At 51.1% G+C, this 4,254-nt stretch carries 4 protein-coding genes; 2 read left to right on the plus strand and 2 right to left on the minus strand.

Annotated features, from left to right (window positions below; translation table 11 throughout):
• Nucleotides 1–147: 147 nt before the first annotated feature.
• A complete protein-coding gene (locus ACTHUE_RS11715; protein WP_440423525.1) occupies nucleotides 148–1,587 on the minus strand; it encodes a surface lipoprotein assembly modifier in 1,440 nt (479 codons plus the stop codon).
• A 106-nt stretch (nucleotides 1,588–1,693) separates the two neighbouring features.
• A complete protein-coding gene (locus ACTHUE_RS11720; protein ID WP_070460456.1) occupies nucleotides 1,694–2,434 on the minus strand; it encodes a Slam-dependent surface lipoprotein in 741 nt (246 codons plus the stop codon).
• 283 nt (nucleotides 2,435–2,717) lie between these two features.
• On the opposite strand from ACTHUE_RS11720, the gene ACTHUE_RS11725 reads away from it, so the two are divergent.
• Together ACTHUE_RS11725 and nrdR are read left to right on the plus strand one after the other, a co-directional pair.
• Nucleotides 2,718–3,560, plus strand: coding sequence for a class II glutamine amidotransferase (locus ACTHUE_RS11725; RefSeq protein ID WP_070645319.1), 843 nt, complete (start codon nucleotides 2,718–2,720; stop codon nucleotides 3,558–3,560).
• A 198-nt stretch (nucleotides 3,561–3,758) separates the two neighbouring features.
• A complete protein-coding gene (gene nrdR / locus ACTHUE_RS11730; RefSeq protein WP_070584707.1) occupies nucleotides 3,759–4,211 on the plus strand; it encodes a transcriptional regulator NrdR in 453 nt (150 codons plus the stop codon).
• Nucleotides 4,212–4,254: the final 43 nt, after the last annotated feature.

Here is a 4,254-nt window from a genome sequence, read left to right on the forward strand (position 1 = left end):
CTTATCCTTGATGGTGAAAATGAAGGTTGTGTTTGGATAGGTTTTCGCAATAAACCTACCGTTAATCCAATGCTCGAATAGAGTCAAAAGAAAAAAGGTCGTCTGAAAACTGAATTTCAGACGACCTTTGTGTTTCTGCGTCCCGCGTTAGAACGATTTGACCAGCGACAGACCGACTTCGTTTTGTTTGTAGCTGTACAGCCAGTCGGTGTTGCCGTTAACGCGGCGGTGTTTATAGCTGAGGACGGGCTTAAGGCCGGCGAATTTCCAGCGGTCAGCGCCTATGCTGAGGCGGTAGGTTTGTTCTTTGTCGCGGCGGCGTTGTTCGAGGACGGCATTCTCTTCCCTATGGCTGCGGATGCCGAAGGTAGCAGACACGGAAACGTCGAAACCGGCTTCAAACATTTTTGCCGCACCCAGCCGTGCGGAAATTTGGCGATAGCTGTCCACAGGGTCTTTCGTTTTGCGCTGCTGCCAGTCTATGCCACCGTAGAGCATCAGGTCGTTGCGCGGAAAATAAGACAAGGTGTTGTAAACGGAGAGGAGGCTGCCGTCGAGCAAACGGGTTTTGTCTGCATAAGAAAGGTGTTTCCACTCAGCTTCCGTGTTCCATGTCCAATCGCCCTTGTCGAGGTTCCATTCGTTGCGCACACCATAGGCGCGGTTGAGGGTTTTGCTGCCGCTGCCATTCCATTCGACAAGTGGTGCGAAGGCGAAAGTGTGGCGCTGGTTTTCAAACTGATAGCCTGCACTGAGGTTGAGCGTGTGTTCGTTGAAATCTTTATGGTCGCGGTAGAAGCGGCCATAGCCGAGCGCGCGAGCGGCAATGCCGTGGTGTCCTTTAACCTGCCAGCGGCGGACGGCGGCGGCTTCGTATTTGATGCCGTTGGCGGAAATGGGTTTGTCGCCTGAAAATTCTTCCCAACATTCGCCGTCGATTTCGGTTTTACACCACACTTTGCCGCTGGCTTCGTTGATGTTGCTATTGTGGACGGCGCCGACGGAGAGGCTGCCTTTCCAGCTTTGACGCTGGTTCAAGGCATCTTGGAAATGGGCGATGTTTTCTTTGACGGCTTCAGGCAAGTCTTCGTTTTGAAGGTGTACAAATTCAGAAGATGCTTCGCGGTTCAGACGGCCTTCAAAAAGCAGGCGTGCGTAATCAAGCCGTCCGCGTGTAAAATCGGGATGACGTTGCAACAGGGTTTCGTATTCTTGTTTGGCGGCTTTCCACTTACCTTCGCCTCGTGCAAGAGAAGCACGGGCAAACGAAGCGATATCGGGATCGTATTCGGTTTGCTGGGTATAACGCTCCAGCAGAGGGCGAACGGTTTGCCAATCGCTGCGGTTGACAGCATTAAACAGTGCCTCGCCTTGGTCGGCTTCGGAGTCGCTCTCGGCTGTCTTCCCGGTATGCGGAGCAGAAATATCGAGATGATATTCGCGCACTTTTTGTTCCTGCTCCTGCATGGTTTGGCGGGTATCCTGCCACAGGCGTTGCGCGGTGCGGTCGTCTGAAAAATCAGAACGCGGCGCGGCAAGGACGGGAGCAGAAAGAAGCAGAATCAGGCAGGCAGACGGTTTGTACATGGGATCGGCTTTCCGGTCGCAAGTTTCAGACGACCTTGAGAAATTTGGAAGCAAGTGTTTAAAAAAGCCTGCGGATGGCAGGCTTTATTTTACTTAAAGACAGATTTTAGCGTTTTACGCCGCCGTATGCCGTATCCAGATTGCGGTCGGTCTTAAATTTGGCAACACCGGCCAACGCGCTTGCACCGTTGCCGAAGAAGTGGCCTTCGGTTTTACCGAAGTGGCCGTTGGCGCGAGCGTAGCCTTCAAATGATGCGCTGGATGGCTTGATGCGGGAATGGATGTCCATCTGTACAGCGTTATTTTTCATAGAACCGGTCAAGACGCGTTGACCGAAGTCTGCGCGCAAAGTACCAACCATCGGGTTGTTGCCGGTGTAGTTATTGATACCTTTAACTGCGTAGTTGGCTACACCGGATACAGGCATAGAGGTAGCGCGTTTGTCGCCGGAGTAGAAAACGCCGCGGTTAGAGCCTTTAGCGTATTCTTTACCGACCCACTCACCGTAGTATACTTCAGAGTCACCGCTCTTGATGGTGTTGAACGCATAGCGGCCGAGGTTTTGACGGGTATATGCGTCGTTAACCTGTACGGTTTTCACGCCATTGCGGTCTGCATTGCCAGGCATACGGTTTACGTTGGTGTAGTACACGCCTGAACGGTAGGCAGCGTGTTTCATCACTTTTTCGCCTTCGGCTTCAGATGCAGGCTTGCCCCATTTTTTGCCGTATTTGTGATTTTTGTAGCCATACTCGAATGGGTTATAGGCATTATTAGCTGCAAATGCGCCTACGCTGAACACAACAGCCAAAACAGCAGCGGTGGTTTTTTGCAGATTCAGTTTCATTGAACACTCCTTGAGGTAAAACGATGGTGGGGAAAATTATGTTTCGTTGTGAGTAGAACATATCGTTATGTGAGGAGGTCTTTTTGTTCTGCAAAGCATTTTATAGGGGAAGTGTTAGCACAGAATTAGTAAATATCCTAACAATCCCCTACAAAGCGAAATTCTTTATTTTTAATTCGATACAGCCTGTATCACCTACCCTAAAACGGCAAAGAATATATTGAAACTGCCTGCCCGATACACCATAATGACCCTATAAATACTCGGAAAAAAGGTTAACGCCATGTGCCAACTGCTCGGCATGAATTGCAACACTCCCACAGACATCATGTTTTCTTTTGAAGGCTTCCGCCGTCGAGGCGGCATTACCGACCACCATGCCGATGGTTTCGGCATCGGTTTCTTTGAAGGCAAAGGCGTGCGCTTGTTTCACGACGACAAACCCAGTGCCAACTCGCCCGTTGCCGACTTGGTGCGCGCCTACCAAATCAAATCCGAAAACGTTATCGCCCATATCCGCAAGGCCTCACAAGGTCAGACCTCATTGGCGAACACTCATCCCTTCATGCGCGAGATGTGGGGCGAATATTGGCTGTTTGCCCACAACGGCCATTTGATTGATTTTTACCCCGAGCAGGGCGAGTACTACCATGCCGTCGGCACGACCGATTCCGAACGCGCGTTCTGCTTTATCCTCAACCGCCTGCGCAGCCGCTTTGCCACCAAGCCCGAACCTGAAGTTTTGTTTGATGCCATTGCCGGCCTAACCCATGAAATCCGCCGCTACGGCTTGTTCAACTTTGTGATGTCCAACGGTGACTGCCTGTTTGCCCACGCCAGCACCTTGCTGCACTACATCGTGCGCAAAGCCCCGTTTGGCAAAGCGCGTTTGCTGGACGATGATGTCATGGTCGATTTTTCAGAAGTGACCACCCCGAACGATAAAGTTTCCGTCATCGCCACCCTGCCCCTGACACGAGATGAAACCTGGTCGCAATTGGCAGTCAATGAATTGGTGATGTTTCAAGACGGCGACATTGTCCTCAGCGACCGCCCCAACAATCCGGTTTACATGAGTGCGGAAGAGGGTTTGGAAATCGCCCGCGCCGTCGGTGTATCGGTTTAACGGTTGATTGACTGAAAAACTCAAGGCCGTCTGAAAGGGCAACTTTGCCAAAGTTGCCCTTTCAGACGGCCTTTTTATACTTAATCCATAGTCAAAGCGTTTACTATACGAAAATAGCGCAATCCGCTACAATAATAGGTCACAAACAATGAATTCAATTGCTTAGCGACCTTGCCGAGCGTATGACAAGGAAACCCGATGAAGTGCCCGTTTTGCCAACACCCCAATACACAAGTAGCCGACTCGCGATGGCTGGAAGACACCAACAGCATCCGTCGCCGTCGCAAATGCTTGGAATGCGGACAACGCTTCAGCACCTTTGAAACCGTTGAAATGCGGATGCCGCAAGTCATCAAATCCAACGGCACACGGGTTCCCTTCAATCCGCACAAACTGCAAACCAGCCTTGAGCGCGCGCTGCACAAACGCCCTGTCACACAAGAACAAATCGATGAAACCGTTGCCCTTATCGAGCAGCGCCTCTACCGTTTGGGCAAAAAAGAAGTCGCTTCGCGCATCGTCGGCGAAATGGCGATGGAAGAGCTGGCAAAAATCGACCAAGTTGCCTATGTCCGCTTCGCGTCCGTCTATAAAAGCTTTAAAGACGTTTCCGAATTCACCCAAGTCATCGCCGAATGCAAAGCCAAATAAGGCCGTCTGAAACCATGTTTTCCGCACTTGATACCCAAATGAT

The organism is Neisseria sp. P0021.S005 (assembly GCF_051956955.1).

Excerpts from the sequence above, each read along its gene's own strand:
- ACTHUE_RS11720 (WP_070460456.1), bottom strand. The coding sequence starts at position 2,434 with ATGAAACTGAATCTGCAAAAAACCACCGCTGCTGTTTTGGCTGTTGTG.
- ACTHUE_RS11715 (WP_440423525.1), bottom strand. The coding sequence starts at position 1,587 with ATGTACAAACCGTCTGCCTGCCTGATTCTGCTTCTTTCTGCTCCCGTC.
- nrdR (WP_070584707.1), top strand. The coding sequence starts at position 3,759 with ATGAAGTGCCCGTTTTGCCAACACCCCAATACACAAGTAGCCGACTCG.
- ACTHUE_RS11725 (WP_070645319.1), top strand. The coding sequence starts at position 2,718 with ATGTGCCAACTGCTCGGCATGAATTGCAACACTCCCACAGACATCATG.